The following is a 12,141-nucleotide window of genomic DNA, read 5'->3' on the forward strand; positions in this document are numbered from 1 at the left end:
ACAAAACATACGAGCAATTTATAGGTTTTTCAACACCTCAGGAGAACCAGCACGGCTTGTCGCTTCTACCTCCTGAAGCCAAGAAAAAACTCCTCCTATTGGCACACGCACCCGAACGTCGACAGAACCGGGCTGATGCTCAACGATAACGCAACGAACCCATACCGCACCATGTGCCTGCCCAACACGTTCTGCGGTATCACATGGATCACCGGCACGTAAGCCTCGCAACGTATCTGCAGCAGCGAGAGCCGAAATATCTGCTGCACGCATTGCCTGATATTTACTGTGATAAACAGATGCAATACCGGCAACTCCCGTGAACACCATCAGCAAAATACAGATTATTCCCACTGCCAGAACCGTCCCTGAACCCCTGTCTGAAAAATCTTTGACGACAGGTGTCAGCTTATGTGGGCAGATAATTCTTTTATTCATCAATTGGCCCACGCTTTTTCTGCTGTACCTTGAGCTTCCGCCTCAAGTACCCATCCAGTTAGCTCTCCTAAGACCCCAGGGGCAGGACGGCTCACATGCACCGTGTAGTTATATCCCTGCTGTTCTAGACGAATTGTTGCATGAGGAGCATTCTGATGAGCAACCCGCATAATATCATCATGATTTTGGCCCCGTACAACAGCCCGTAGAGCAACGCGAGCGCAGTCTTCTAATTGCATTTGGCTAAGACCAAGAGAAGACGCACCTAAAACGAGTGTCAGCACAAAAATAACGGCAGGTAATGCCACCGCAAATTCGGCGGTTACCGCACCTTCTTCGGTATGAGAGGGTTTCATAGATGTCTCAGCTTCTCCCTGCAATGATATTTTCACCGTTTTGTTGTATCGGTTACCGTGACAGGCTCGTAGAAGAGTCTTCTTTTTTCTCTACGAACCTGCCACTTTAGGCCTAAGACATACCCGTAGACAGGGCATTCTGAACAATGCCGAAGAGCAAGGCTCTCACGTCGTCAGATTTCAAAATGGCAACAAGTAAACCAGCAAAACCAACTGCCGCTAACATGACAATTCCATATTCTGCAGTCGTTGCGCCTGCTTCACCATCATGAAGGATGTCTACAGAGTCCTCTAGCTTTTGGTTTCTTCGATGGGCAGCGGGCGAAAGAGGTTGTTCGTGGGTAGAGTTCGATTCTGACATGAACATAATATTCTCCTTGAATAGATAAAGGTTGAAAAGGGGAAATGGGTTAAAAGCCCAAGGACGGAATTAAAGATATAAGCAAAGGAATCACACCTAAACAGATAAAAGCCGGTAAAGAACATAGCCCTAGTGGCAGAACAAGTCGTACACCTAGCCGGTGAGCTTGTTGCTCCGCATAACGGTATGCTTGACGACGCAACCTATCTGATACCACTTGAAGAATCTGAGCACTTGGAGCACCTGTTTCCGATAAGAAACCCAAACTTTGTTCAAGAACAGTAAAAGGTGCTCTGTCTGGTACACTCTGCCAACTCATAGCCCATGAATGACCGAGATAAAGCTGCTGGATAACCTGCCGTATCTCTTGGGCCTCATCTTCTTGGTGAAGAACTTCTTCATAGAGCTGAACAATATATTCAAGTACGCGATGTAGTCCCAAACCTGCTTCTAACATCACAGTGCATAAATCGATGATTAAAGCATCTGGCACAGTAAAAGCTTCCTGAGTTTTCTGAGAAGAACACATCAACACGCTTTTTCTCTGACATCGTGAGGTTGGCCTTGAGCTATTTTCAGCAGTGGGGGATCTGTTCCTTAGTGGATTGTTGAAGAACATTTTTGACCTTTCTGTGCTTGGGCGATGAGTCTAGATGTCCACAAACGTCCGGCTAAAGCCAGCCATAAACCGATGAGGCTTATCAAAAGCCCTCCAGATGATTGTGTAAGAATCACTAGAGGTTTAGCACCCATCAACATTCCTAAGGCAATACCGAGGGCAGGAAGCCAAGAGAGAATCATCCCTGTTGTTTGTGGAGCAGCCATTGCTGAACTCCGTGACTGATCAAGATCTATTTCACTTTCATAAAAACGCGCTAAGCGTTCTATAGCCTGAGCAATAGGCGCACCTGTTTTCTCCGCGATATACCAGCAGGAAATCAGTTCTATACACCGTTGATGAGAGTAAGAACGTGCCGGAGATAAATCTTGCAGAAGCGTTACCATCGGTAATCCCGCACATGCCCTCTGGTACATACATTGCAATAGTTGTGCGGCATCTTCTAAGGCAAAGTAATAAGCTCGTTGTTCTCGCCTTAGGAATACAACATGTTTTTGAGCGTGAAGAGGATGTTCCGTCAACATTTTCGTCAGGTGTTGATGCACTATTTTGATGATGTTAGGTAGGCGTAGTCCTGCACGTAGTAGAGAGCTCATACGCCAGGTGATATCTGGCCATAATTCTTGTTCTTGGACGCTTGGTTGCGTGCTCTCTAAAAGATAGTTCGTCCTTCGATAAGGGGAAGTGCTCATCAATTTTTGCCACATAGAGCATTCCTTTGAACAATCAAAGTACCTGTTTGCGTCATGTCATGCTCAGAAGTGATGTTTTGTGCAGTGGTTTGAAGCATACGGTCGTGCCATTTGGCATATTTTTTCAGAAAGAGATGACCTTCTTCAGACCATGTTCCGCTGGTGTTCTCTCCTTCAGAAGGTGCCGTATAAAGTGAGCAGGTTCGGAGTTGCCCCTGTGTAAAAACTAAGGTTGAGATATTACTCAAGATTCGTTGTCGCCCACGACGGCTCAGATGGATGATGTAATCAATTGCAGTATCTGCTTGCAAGCATAAGGCGTTCTCATACATTTTTCCCATGGCTCCCATTGCCATTAGTCGTGCAGGAACTGCCTGAGCAGAGTTTGCGTGGATAGTTCCTCCAGCTCCTGTGTGTCCAGTGTTCATGGCGGTGAGCATATCGGTCAGTTCTGCACCACGGCATTCTCCAACGATTAGTCGGCTAGGGCGCATTCTTAAAGCGTGGCGGATGAGCGTGCTGAGAGTGACTTCTCCCCTGTTTTCACTGTTATGTTGTCGTGTTTGCAGGGAGATAGCATGTGGATGTGTAGGGTGTAGCTCTGTTGAGTCTTCAATCATGATGAGGCGTTCGTTGTCCTGACATTCTGAGAGCATTGCGTTGAGCAGCGTCGTTTTTCCGCTTCCTGTGCCACCGCTGATTAAGAAATTGGCGCGGAGGGAAAGAATATAGCGTAAAACGTTTGTAAGCTGTGAGGTCAGCATCCCTTGTGCTTCAAGCTCTGTGAGGGAAAACCGTTGAGGTGGTTGTACTCGAATAGATAGGAGTGTCCCTCGTTCGCACAGCGGTGGTAGTACTGCATGAATACGGTGTCCTCGCGAGTTTGTGATGTCGGTGCTGAGGTTACTTTCATCAAGCCGTCCTCCTCCGGAGACAATGAGTCGGGTCGCTAAAGCTCGTATTTCTTCTTCATTGTCAAACCTTATGGTGGTGTGTTGAAGGGAACCTGATTTTTCAATCCACACTTCTTGTGGGCCGTTGACGTAGATGTCGCTCAAGCCTTCTTCATCAAGTAATGGTTCGAGTTTTCCTAGATGGAAGATCTCGTGCACAGTTTTTTCGTCTAAGACAGTAATTTTTCGTGAAGTATCTAAATCTTCCGATGTAGTTGTGTCATATTGGGGACGGAATTTTTTCAGAAGCATTGTTTCATGCGAATGTGATGCTCTTTTCATGCGGTGTTCTCTTCCTGAGCCGTTGGAGTTTGGTGGCTGTTGGTACTTTGAGTGTTCCGGTTTTGGCGTGAGAATGCACTGTATGGGAGCGATTTGTGGATAGGGCAATCACCTCAAAGAGGTGTTTTGAACTGTCTGCGGGGTTCTCCACAGTTTTAGGGTGAGAAAGTTCTACGGTTTAGGGTGCGCACATTGACGTGTTGTACCTTGTTCAAACGCAGAACGGCCCCGCTATCGGCTGATAGCAGGACCGTTCAAAGTTGTTTTTGAAGAATGAGCACTCAACGTATTCAAACGTGTGTGGCAAGGATGTCGGAGCTAGGTGCTATGCGCTTAGGCTCCAACCTTGTGCCCGAAGTTCTTGACGTGTAGCCCCATGAAGAAAAGCTAAATGCAAACGTTCTCGACCTGGGGCGAACTCGTATTTGAGCAGTTTAGTTGCTTGAATTTCATCAGTTTCACCTTCACCGTAGCTAGGGCAAAGGTCTGCTACGGGGCATACCCCACAAGCTGGCTTACGTGAATGGCAGATTCTTCGTCCGTGATAAATCATACGGTGAGAAAGCATCGTCCAGTCTTTTGGTTCGAAGAGAGCGGCAACATCTTTTTCTACACGCTCAGGTTCTGTTGCTTCGGTCATTCCAAAACGACGTGCTAGACGCCCAAAATGTGTATCTACTGTCAACCCAGGCATACCAAAAGCATTACCCATAACAACAAAAGCCGTTTTACGGCCAACTCCGGGTAGGGTAATGAGCTCTTCAACGGTGCGAGGTACTTCTCCGTCGTAGCGTTCGAGCAATCCTTGAGCCAGCCGCACGATAGAGGAGGCCTTTGAACGGTAAAATCCCAAAGGCTGTACGATGCTCTCCACATCCGGGAAAGAGGCTTGTGCTAAAGCTAATGCATCAGGATATGAGGCAAAAAGTGTGGGTGTTACGCTGTTGACTCTCACATCTGTGGTTTGTGCTGAAAGGACAGTGGCAATAAGCAATTCGAAGGGGTTGGTGAAATCTAGTTCTGCCACCGCGTAGGGGTAAGTGTCGTCAAGGATACGTTTAATTTTTCGTACACGGCGCTTTTTCCCCAGCTCACTTTCTTGGGTGCGCGAGCGACGACGTGCCGCTTTTTCTGCTTCAAGAATGGACACTGAACGAATATGCAGAAGTTCTTGTTCTTGCTCTGTTAAGGGGGTGCTATCTGCCTGCTCTTTCACCTTTCTAGCCTACCTGTTCTATTCAGTGAAGCCTTTTATGAGCTGTGGTGTTCGGTCTTTTTACGAGGTAAATCACCTCACCACATAGTTTGTGAGGTGTTGTTCTGATTCGTTGAGTGCTCTCGTAGAATAGTGCTATGACTCAACAACGTATTTTTGTTCTCAACGGCCCTAATCTCAATCTCTTAGGACATCGTAAACCGGAGGTCTATGGGACTAGCACGTTGAAAGATATTGAGAGTTCACTCCAGCACCGTGCACAAGAATATGGTTTTGCACTTGAGTTTTTACAGACGAATCATGAAGGCGTTTTGGTAGATCAGGTTCAGCGGGCACGTTCTGAAGCGGCGGGGATTATTATTAATCCGGCGGCGTACACTCATACCTCGATAGCTTTACATGATGCGCTTGAGGCTGTTGATGTTCCCATTGTTGAAGTTCATTTATCGAATATTCATCGCCGTGAGCAATTTCGTCATCAGTCTTTTGTATCGCTTCAGGCAACAGCTATTTTTGCTGGTGCTGGTGCTTATGGGTATCTTCTTGCTTTAGATTTTCTTGCACATCTTTTGGGCGAAGAAAGCACATCGTAGGATACTAGGTTCTGAGCCTAAACGTGTGAGCATTAATTAGTGTTCTCGGCAGGTACCTGTTAGTACCGCTTGAGGTGTTTCGGGAATACTCGCTAGGGCTTCTTTAATAGTTGTTGCTGGAATTGCGTAGCCAATTTTATCTCCAGCGACAGAACGGGCAAAGACCATGCCTACGGCGTCTCCGTTCTCTGTTACCAGAGGTCCACCGGAGTTACCTTGGACGATATCTGCGTTGATTTGGTAAAGGTACCTGATGCGAGATAGCTCTTGAGTTTCGGCTTCAATATTTTGGATGTTTCCGAGTCCTCTCACGCTTGCTGGAGTTATCGTGTAGGGGCCGCCTGCTGGGTACCCTAAAACAGCAAGAGCGGTTCCGGGTGCGGCGTCTTCGCCTAGGGGGATTGCAGTAAGATTGAGCGCTGGTGCGTAGAGAACAGCGATGTCTTCTTCGTGATTGTAGTAAACGGGAGTTCCAGTGACGCTGTATCCGTCTCGTTTTTCGAGCAGAATTTGTCCTGCTCCTTGTATGACGTGGGCGTTAGTTAAGACGTAGTTGTTTGAGGAGACGAATCCACTGCCTTCTGAGGTGTATCCGCAGCGAGGTGCGTATCCGTGAATTTTTACAACGGAGGTTCCTGCGTATTGGATGGTGTCGCTCAGTTGTTCGGTGGTGGGTATGTCTGTTGGAATGGAAGTTGGGACGAGTTCGGGAAGGACCTGACCTAGAATTTCTGGCATATTCGAGGTAACGCCTTGTGCTGTTTCAGAGTATTCTATGCCGATGGTTTGGTAGAAGATGCGAGTAAAGCGGTCTTGTAAGGTATAGATGCTTTCTTTGACGGGTTCGGGAGTGTGTTCCAGCATATATGTAATGACTTTTGAGTTATTTATATGCTGTGTGATGCTGGGAATACCGAGCGGTAGCATCATGAGGACGACGGTAAGTAGAAGGAATAGGTAGACGATGGCGTTGCCTATTGCTCCGAAGATTCGGTTGATGGGTCGAAGAACGCTCAGTCCAAAGAGGGCTCGTAGGAGGCCCATGAGTATAGAGCCGACGAGTTTTCCGGCGAGGAGGAAGAGTATGAGCGCGATAAGGTACCCAAATTCGTGTAGTTGTTGGGGCAGATTTTGACGTACCCAGACAAATCCGAAGGTAAATGCACAAAGTAATGCAATAAATGTTGCGATGAGGTTGATGAGTATGCCGATGAATCCACGCCGTGCACCTGAGATTATGCTCAATAGCAGTAGTCCTAGCAGACCAATATCTAGAATCGTCAAGTCCATAATATAACGCACCTTGTCAGATGTGATTTTTGAGGTGTTCCCCCCAAAATATTCACTCATTGTTGTTGAGGTTTTAACGGTAGTGGATATCTCATAAAACGGGTGTGCTTTACTCTATTTTTACCGTTTTATTGAGCATCTTTTAGTATCTATTAAGAAATCTCTTGGTGGGTTTGAGCTGTACATTGAGAGTTTTTGCGGTAGTCTCATTATTGATTATGTCACACCATTTTATGGCACTGAGTGGTTCGAGCGTTATACTTGTCAGTCGGCAAACCCTAAGAATGGGTGGCTTGTAAAAAAATTATCTCAATTCTTGAGGAGAAAAATGGATATCGAGGTTCTACGTCGGGCACCTTTATTTGCCTCACTCGACGACCAAGCTTTTGCAGCACTCACTGAAGACATCACTGAAGTTGATCTTTCCCGCGGCGCTACTCTGTTTTATGAGGGTGATCAGGGCGACCAACTATATTTCATCATTTCCGGAAAAATTAAGCTTGGACGTACCGCTACTGATGGTCGTGAAAACCTTGTAGCCATCATGGGTCCTGGTGAAATTTTCGGTGAGATGGCGCTCTTTGATCCTTCACCACGTTCTACCAGTGCAACTGCTGTTTCTGAAACACGCCTTGCCGGAGTTAAGCACGAATCTTTACGTAAGGCTATGGAAAAGTCACCTCAGATTTCTGTGCAGGTTCTTCAGGCGTTAGCTCGTCGTTTGCGCCGCACCAATGAAAACCTTGCTGATCTTGTGTTCTCTGATGTTCCAGGTCGCGTAGCGAAGGCTCTACTTGATTTGGCTGACCGTTTCGGTCGCCCTGCAACCGATGGTATTCTCGTTGCTCACGAACTGACCCAAGAAGAATTGGCTCAGCTTGTTGGTGCTTCTCGTGAAACCGTCAACAAGGCTCTTGCAGAGTTTGTATCTCGCGGTTGGATTCGTCTTGAAGCTCGCGCTGTTGTGATTTTGGATCTTCAGCGTTTGCGTAATCGTTCCCGCTAAAAAGATTCTAAATATTTTTTGAGGATACGTTTATGGGGGCGGTAGAGAAATATGTTTCTCTACCGCCCCCATATTTTTATCGTTGAATTAGACGGCTGAAAATTCACCTGACTATAGGGAGCATTTCTGCCGATTCTTTGGCTTTTGAGGCAGAGTGTATTTGAGGAAATATTCTCCGTCGTGTTCTACCACCTCAGCTTTTTTAGGGAGTACTTCTCGTTTTTTTGCGAGGTACGCTACCGAAGTATTTACGGCTGCGAGGTCTTCGAGGATACATAGTGTCGCGGGGACGATGAGCTGTTGCAGGGTTTTTCCTCGAGTGCGTTCATGTCCAATAGCGTCACCTAGTTCTGTTGTTTCTTGCTGTTCGAGAAGTTCACGTACGTTCACCCAGTCACCCCATAGCCCTTTGGAGGAAAGAAGTTTGGGGCTTTGCCCAACGGGCGCCACACTAGCAAAATAATGCGTGTCATAGCGTTTATGACGAAAATCTGGAGATTGCCAGCGTGCGATGGGACGTAAGAGGTCTGTGCGCAAGGTCAGTCCTCTTTTAGCGAGGTAATCAGCAAAACGTTGGTCGCAGTGAGAAATCGCTTCGCGTGCGGACATCAGGTCGAGAGCTTCCGAAGACGTTTCAACGGTGCTTAACTCATCTCGTCCGGCAAGGAGCATTCCTGTTTCTTCAAATGATTCTCGAAGGGCACCAACAACTGCAGCTTGAGTAGCAACGGGGTCTTCTTGTTTGAATGCTGCTGCCCAAGTTTTAATATCTGGACCAATCCACGCGAGAGGGTCTTGATCGCTGGGGATGCATAGCCCTCCAGGAAAAGCTAAATCGCCTAGTGGTGAATGTTCTGAACGGAGCGTCAGGATTGTTTCGAGACCTTCTTTTCCGTCTCGAACAAAGACCACAGATGCGGCAGTTTTAGGCTGACAGGGTGTGTGTTGGTGGTCTTCTAACCAAGCTTGAGCGGCTGAAGCATATTCGTCGGGGAGCTTGAATAGTCTCTCAGTAGAGATAGAGATGGTGGGGGTTTCTTCAGTACGTTCTCGAACGACTTTCAACGCCCCTGTATATAGTGTTTGATTAGACATATTCTACGATGAGTTCCACTTCCACGGGGGCATCAAGAGGCAGTACGGCAACGCCTACCGCAGAGCGCGCGTGTACTCCTTGTTCTCCTAAAATGTCGTGAAGTAGTTCAGAAGCTCCATTGATCACTTGGGGTTGCTGGGTGAAATCTGGTGCGGAAGAAACGAAACCTACAACTTTAACAACGCGTTTGATGCGGTTGAGGTCTCCTAGAACAGATTGAACAGCAGATAAAGCGTTAAGTGCAGCGATGCGTGCACATTCTTGGGCTTGTTCTAGGGTGAGGTGTTGCTCTCCGGTGTTCTGGGATGAGAGTTTCCCGCGGTGCAGAAGTTCACCGTTGACAAAGGGTAGTTGTCCGGAGGTGTAAACATAATTTCCGCTGACCACAGCTGGCACGTAGGCGGCAACGGGCTGTGGTGTGCTAGGTAGAGTGTAGCCTAGCTGTTCAATACGAGATTCGATAGAAGTTTTTTCGCTCATCAGGCGTCTTTCTCTGTTTTTAGCTGAACAAAGACCGGCTTCACACCCGAGGGTTATGAATCCGGTCTATGTTAACTATCTTTATGATGACGCAACTTTACGTTTGAAGTATGCGATGGGGTTGCCCACCGTTGGAGCAACCATATTTCCCTGAGGTGCAGCCCCAGCAGGTGCGGTTGAAGGAAGGACTGTTACCAGTTCCCAGCCGTCTTGTCCCCAGCTATCGAGGATCTGCTTGGTGGCGTGAATCATCAGGGGCACTGTAGCGTATTCCCATTTATCCATAGCCCCCAGCCTAATAGTTATGAGCCTAATTGAAAAGTTTTATGCTCAGAGAAGCACAAATTACTGTAAATAACCGTGTTTTTCTTGGTGTTATGGTGAGGTTTGAGGTCCTAAATGTGTGAAATATAATGCCAGCAAACCTAAAATCTTTACCGTTATGTGCCCATCTAGACACCTATTTTTCAGGTTCTACTTGTAGACTGTGGGAATGGCTTCATCGAAGAATGTTCGGAAAAAACGTACTCCGAGTGATTTTATTCAGTTTATTGCACTGAGTGTTATCGCTGGTTTTGTCGCAGCAGGTATCCTCATTCCCCCTACTGTTGGTATGGGTATTGCTGCAACATCTTCTATTTCTTGGTTTAAAGGTCTTCCTGATGACCTCTCGGAGGGTTCTCGTTTTAAGGCGTCAACTCTGTATGCTTCTGATGGTAAGACGAAACTTGCCAGCTTTGAATCTCAGCGTCGTCGCGATGTCCCCCTCGATCAGATTTCAAAGTATATGAAAGACGCGATTGTTTCTGTTGAAGATCGTGATTTCTATGAGCACGGTGCGGTTTCTCCTCTAGGCATGGCTCGTGCTTTTATTAATAACTTGATTCGCCCTAATAACCGTCAGGGCGCTTCAACCCTCACTCAGCAGTATGTCAATAACCTTCTCATCGAGCAGGCGGAGTACCGTGGAGAAGAGGCAAGCACCTTAGGTTCGAACAAGGGCTATATCGATAAGATCAAAGAGATTAAGCTTGCTATCTCTATGGAACAGAATAAGTCTAAGGATGAAATTCTTGACGGCTATCTGAACATTGTGAACCTTGGTGGCACAAACTACGGTGTTGAAGCGGCATCTTACTACTATTGGGGTATCAAAGCTAAAGATCTTAACTTGCAGCAATCAGCACTTTTAGCTGGAATGGTGCAGTCTCCAAACATTTACCGCCCCGATGTAAACCCTGAACTCGCTAAAGAGCGTCGTAATACTGTTTTAGGTACGATGCTGCGTGATAAAAAAATCACTGAAGATCAGTTTAACCTTGCGGTGAGTTCCGGGCTCGATCTCGACATTCACACCTCTAAGACTGGTTGCGTTACCGCAGGAGATGCAGCATTCTTCTGTGACTATGTCACCGCGAAGATTTATCAGGATGAGGCATATGGCGCAACTCCTGAAGACCGCCAGAAGAATCTTTATCGTGCTGGTTACACCATTGTTTCAACGATGAGTGTCAGCGCCCAGAAGGACGCTAAAGCAGCCGTTGAGCAGACTCAACCTTCGACAAGTAACGTCGATGATATTAATGCTTCTTTGGTATCCGTAGAGCCATCTAACGGCAATGTTGTTGCTATGGCGCAGAACTCTGATTATGGAACGACTGATGATTTCTCAGCCTCGCTGTATAACTACAACGTAGATTACCAAGATGGCGGTACTCCTGGTTTCCAGCCTGGCTCAACGTTTAAGCCGGTTGTTCTTGCTGAATGGCTCAAAGAAGGAAAAGGCGTTAACGCAACAATTGACGGTACTTCTCTGAATTATCCAAATTCTTTTCCTTGGCGTGCTTCTTGTCTTGACGGTGGTGTATTCCATTATTCAGATACTCCTAACGGTTTTAGCTTCGCTAACGCAGAAGAAGGATTCCAACGGTGGGGCACCGTTGCGTTCGGTATCAAAAACTCCATCAACTCGTTCTTGTATAGCATGGCCTCTAAGGAAGATCTCTGCGGTATTCAAGACATGGCAAAAGCTCTCAATATGCTCACTCCTAAAGTAGGCAAGAGCGGGGGTGACGTAGCGTTTAACCCTCGGTTCTTAGCGTCATTAATTGGTGGCTCTTCTCAGGTTTCACCGTTGACGATGGCTTCTGCATATGCAACTTTTGCTAATGATGGTGTCTACTGCACTCCTCAAGCAATTAAGACTGTCGAAGATCGTTCTGGTAAAAAAATTAAGACCTACGATAAAAAATGCCATCAAGCTATTAGTAAAGAGATTGCTAACGGTGTGAGCTATGTGCTTAAACAAGTTCTTGTTAGTGGCTCTGGTTATCAGCGTGGCATTGGTTTGCCGGATGCTTCTGCAGCAAAAACTGGTACAACCGACTATTCCCGACAGACGTGGATGATTGGTTACACTCGTGGTCTTTCCACAGCCTCATGGGTCGGCTCTTTGAAGAGTGGTTCTCGTTCTCTGAACGGCCTATCGATTAACGGCAAGCGTTTAAACTACGTTGATGGTGCAACCTATGCTGGTGCTCAGTGGCAGACCTTTATGAAGGAGCAAGCTAAGAACTATAACACTGACAAGTTCCCGCTTCCTCCCAATGAGATGCTAGGAACTCAGCAGTAGAATGATGATGTTTTCTACTTCTTCTCAATAAGACGTTTAAGGAGTTTCCTGTTTGATGGTAACTACCAACACTGTGGCGGTTTCTTCCCGTTCTGTAGCCCGTTCTCTTGCACGAGTAACGGCTGCC

The 12,141-nt window shown here is 46.8% G+C and carries 14 protein-coding genes; 3 read left to right on the top strand and 11 right to left on the bottom strand.

What is annotated here, in order from left to right:
- Positions 1-18: 18 nt before the first annotated feature.
- From ACN083_RS01000 to nth, 7 genes are all read right to left on the bottom strand, one after another.
- Complete coding sequence (locus tag ACN083_RS01000; protein ID WP_419100970.1) at positions 19-438, bottom strand: Rv3654c family TadE-like protein; 420 nt, start codon at positions 436-438, stop codon at positions 19-21.
- Complete coding sequence (locus ACN083_RS01005; RefSeq protein WP_419100971.1) at positions 438-794, bottom strand: TadE/TadG family type IV pilus assembly protein; 357 nt, start codon at positions 792-794, stop codon at positions 438-440. The genes ACN083_RS01000 and ACN083_RS01005 overlap by 1 nt, the downstream gene beginning before the upstream one ends.
- A gap of 112 nt (positions 795-906) precedes the next feature.
- The gene (locus tag ACN083_RS01010) at positions 907-1,155 is read right to left on the bottom strand and encodes a DUF4244 domain-containing protein (RefSeq protein WP_419100972.1); all 249 of its coding nucleotides are present in this window, start codon (positions 1,153-1,155) and stop codon (positions 907-909) included.
- A gap of 49 nt (positions 1,156-1,204) precedes the next feature.
- The gene (locus tag ACN083_RS01015; protein ID WP_419100973.1) at positions 1,205-1,684 is read right to left on the bottom strand and encodes a type II secretion system F family protein; all 480 of its coding nucleotides are present in this window, start codon (positions 1,682-1,684) and stop codon (positions 1,205-1,207) included.
- 68 nt (positions 1,685-1,752) lie between these two features.
- Positions 1,753-2,466 carry a type II secretion system F family protein gene (locus ACN083_RS01020; RefSeq protein WP_419100974.1) on the bottom strand — a complete coding sequence of 238 codons (714 nt, stop codon included), beginning with the start codon at positions 2,464-2,466 and terminating at the stop codon, positions 1,753-1,755.
- On the bottom strand, positions 2,466-3,701 hold the full coding sequence (locus ACN083_RS01025; protein WP_419100975.1) for a CpaF family protein: 1,236 nt from the start codon (positions 3,699-3,701) through the stop codon (positions 2,466-2,468). The genes ACN083_RS01020 and ACN083_RS01025 overlap by 1 nt, the downstream gene beginning before the upstream one ends.
- A gap of 325 nt (positions 3,702-4,026) precedes the next feature.
- On the bottom strand, positions 4,027-4,917 hold the full coding sequence (gene nth / locus ACN083_RS01030; RefSeq protein WP_419100976.1) for an endonuclease III: 891 nt from the start codon (positions 4,915-4,917) through the stop codon (positions 4,027-4,029).
- 137 nt (positions 4,918-5,054) lie between these two features.
- Here nth and aroQ point away from each other — a divergent pair, with 137 nt between their 5' ends.
- Entirely contained in the window at positions 5,055-5,510 is a 456-nt protein-coding gene (gene aroQ / locus ACN083_RS01035) for a type II 3-dehydroquinate dehydratase (RefSeq protein WP_419100977.1), read from the top strand.
- Between the two features lie 36 nt (positions 5,511-5,546).
- On the opposite strand, the gene ACN083_RS01040 is transcribed toward aroQ, so the two are convergent.
- Complete coding sequence (locus tag ACN083_RS01040; protein ID WP_419100978.1) at positions 5,547-6,800, bottom strand: MarP family serine protease; 1,254 nt, start codon at positions 6,798-6,800, stop codon at positions 5,547-5,549.
- Between the two features lie 328 nt (positions 6,801-7,128).
- On the opposite strand from ACN083_RS01040, the gene ACN083_RS01045 reads away from it, so the two are divergent.
- The gene (locus ACN083_RS01045; RefSeq protein WP_419100979.1) at positions 7,129-7,806 is read left to right on the top strand and encodes a Crp/Fnr family transcriptional regulator; all 678 of its coding nucleotides are present in this window, start codon (positions 7,129-7,131) and stop codon (positions 7,804-7,806) included.
- A gap of 111 nt (positions 7,807-7,917) precedes the next feature.
- Here ACN083_RS01045 and ACN083_RS01050 read toward each other — a convergent pair whose 3' ends face one another.
- The 3 genes from ACN083_RS01050 to ACN083_RS01060 form a co-directional block, all read right to left on the bottom strand.
- Positions 7,918-8,901 (bottom strand): NUDIX hydrolase, encoded by a 984-nt coding sequence (locus ACN083_RS01050; RefSeq protein WP_419100980.1) that lies wholly within the window; start codon positions 8,899-8,901, stop codon positions 7,918-7,920.
- Positions 8,894-9,382, bottom strand: a complete 489-nt coding sequence (locus ACN083_RS01055; protein ID WP_419100981.1) for a RidA family protein — start codon at positions 9,380-9,382, stop codon at positions 8,894-8,896. Before ACN083_RS01055 ends, ACN083_RS01050 begins: the two co-directional genes overlap by 8 nt.
- A gap of 81 nt (positions 9,383-9,463) precedes the next feature.
- Positions 9,464-9,667 carry a hypothetical protein gene (locus ACN083_RS01060; protein ID WP_419100982.1) on the bottom strand — a complete coding sequence of 68 codons (204 nt, stop codon included), beginning with the start codon at positions 9,665-9,667 and terminating at the stop codon, positions 9,464-9,466.
- Positions 9,668-9,875: 208 nt separating this feature from the next.
- Between ACN083_RS01060 and ACN083_RS01065 the strand changes: the two genes are divergently transcribed.
- Entirely contained in the window at positions 9,876-12,014 is a 2,139-nt protein-coding gene (locus tag ACN083_RS01065) for a transglycosylase domain-containing protein (protein WP_419100983.1), read from the top strand.
- Positions 12,015-12,141: the final 127 nt, after the last annotated feature.

Origin of the sequence: Rothia sp. CCM 9418 (genome assembly GCF_048512825.1) — a bacterium.
In the GTDB taxonomy this organism is placed as follows: domain Bacteria; phylum Actinomycetota; class Actinomycetes; order Actinomycetales; family Micrococcaceae; genus Rothia.

Excerpts from the sequence above, each read along its gene's own strand:
- ACN083_RS01000 (WP_419100970.1), bottom strand. The coding sequence starts at position 438 with ATGAATAAAAGAATTATCTGCCCACATAAGCTGACACCTGTCGTCAAA.
- ACN083_RS01005 (WP_419100971.1), bottom strand. The coding sequence starts at position 794 with ATGAAACCCTCTCATACCGAAGAAGGTGCGGTAACCGCCGAATTTGCG.
- ACN083_RS01010 (WP_419100972.1), bottom strand. The coding sequence starts at position 1,155 with ATGTCAGAATCGAACTCTACCCACGAACAACCTCTTTCGCCCGCTGCC.
- ACN083_RS01015 (WP_419100973.1), bottom strand. The coding sequence starts at position 1,684 with ATGTGTTCTTCTCAGAAAACTCAGGAAGCTTTTACTGTGCCAGATGCT.
- ACN083_RS01020 (WP_419100974.1), bottom strand. The coding sequence starts at position 2,466 with ATGAGCACTTCCCCTTATCGAAGGACGAACTATCTTTTAGAGAGCACG.
- ACN083_RS01025 (WP_419100975.1), bottom strand. The coding sequence starts at position 3,701 with ATGAAAAGAGCATCACATTCGCATGAAACAATGCTTCTGAAAAAATTC.
- aroQ (WP_419100977.1), top strand. The coding sequence starts at position 5,055 with ATGACTCAACAACGTATTTTTGTTCTCAACGGCCCTAATCTCAATCTC.
- ACN083_RS01040 (WP_419100978.1), bottom strand. The coding sequence starts at position 6,800 with ATGGACTTGACGATTCTAGATATTGGTCTGCTAGGACTACTGCTATTG.
- ACN083_RS01045 (WP_419100979.1), top strand. The coding sequence starts at position 7,129 with ATGGATATCGAGGTTCTACGTCGGGCACCTTTATTTGCCTCACTCGAC.
- ACN083_RS01050 (WP_419100980.1), bottom strand. The coding sequence starts at position 8,901 with ATGTCTAATCAAACACTATATACAGGGGCGTTGAAAGTCGTTCGAGAA.
- ACN083_RS01055 (WP_419100981.1), bottom strand. The coding sequence starts at position 9,382 with ATGAGCGAAAAAACTTCTATCGAATCTCGTATTGAACAGCTAGGCTAC.
- ACN083_RS01060 (WP_419100982.1), bottom strand. The coding sequence starts at position 9,667 with ATGGATAAATGGGAATACGCTACAGTGCCCCTGATGATTCACGCCACC.
- ACN083_RS01065 (WP_419100983.1), top strand. The coding sequence starts at position 9,876 with ATGGCTTCATCGAAGAATGTTCGGAAAAAACGTACTCCGAGTGATTTT.